Below are 726 nucleotides of genomic sequence, written 5' to 3'. Positions count from 1 at the left end.
AGTTCCGTCAACGTTTTACCTCAAATGCGGCTTAAAATGTCTGGACTTTTGGGGTTCATTAAGATATAACTCAATTCATATTTTAGAGAAACAAAAATGAATGTCACAAATAATAATATATCAAATATAATATTAGGTATTTTTCTCTGGCTCCATTTGATATTCCAATATATTAATAAAATAATAAATAAGGCTATTAAAAAAAACGGCCCTGGTAACATTAATTTGTCGAGAGTAATGTCTAAATAAAAAAGTGGGATTTTATAAAAGGTGAAAATACCAGCATGGTAAAAATAAGTAACTGTATACCAAATTATTATTATAGCACCAACTGCTAATTCAACTTGTATTATATTACGAAATATATCGCGCCATAACGATGAACTATTAGACGTACTATTAGTTGAATGATCGGTTTCTTCTTCATTAATTTCATCAATCTTGTTATGTTTTTGGTCATCTACATTTAGGTTATCTATTTTGTGTTTTTTTCTTCTTTTTTTGGACATGTTTTTCACTCCTGCAAAGATTTATTTCCTCTCAAGGTCAAAAATCTTTATATAGTTATATTAAAATAATAGAGAATATTTTTTCAATAGTTATAACCGTTAAAATAGAAACGGTATTGTATCTAACAACTGTTTTAATTATGTGATGCTACTTTAGGGCGTGTCTGGTGAATGATTAATTGAGCCACATGATCAAGGAAATCAAGGTAATGGCAGC

1 protein-coding gene is annotated in these 726 nt (G+C 28.5%); it reads right to left on the bottom strand.

Annotation, left to right across the window (positions count from 1 at the left end; genetic code table 11):
- Positions 1–20: 20 nt before the first annotated feature.
- Positions 21–509 carry a hypothetical protein gene (locus ACFQNG_RS06315; protein WP_379864047.1) on the bottom strand — a complete coding sequence of 163 codons (489 nt, stop codon included), beginning with the start codon at positions 507–509 and terminating at the stop codon, positions 21–23.
- Positions 510–726: the final 217 nt, after the last annotated feature.

It is taken from the genome of Laceyella putida, assembly GCF_042665195.1.
Classification (GTDB): Bacteria; Bacillota; Bacilli; order Thermoactinomycetales; family Thermoactinomycetaceae; genus Laceyella; species Laceyella putida.
Note: the sequence above shows the minus strand (reverse complement) of the source record. Positions and strands in the feature narration are given on the sequence as shown.

Coding starts and splice junctions, on each gene's coding strand:
- ACFQNG_RS06315 (WP_379864047.1), bottom strand. CDS start 509: ATGTCCAAAAAAAGAAGAAAAAAACACAAAATAGATAACCTAAATGTA.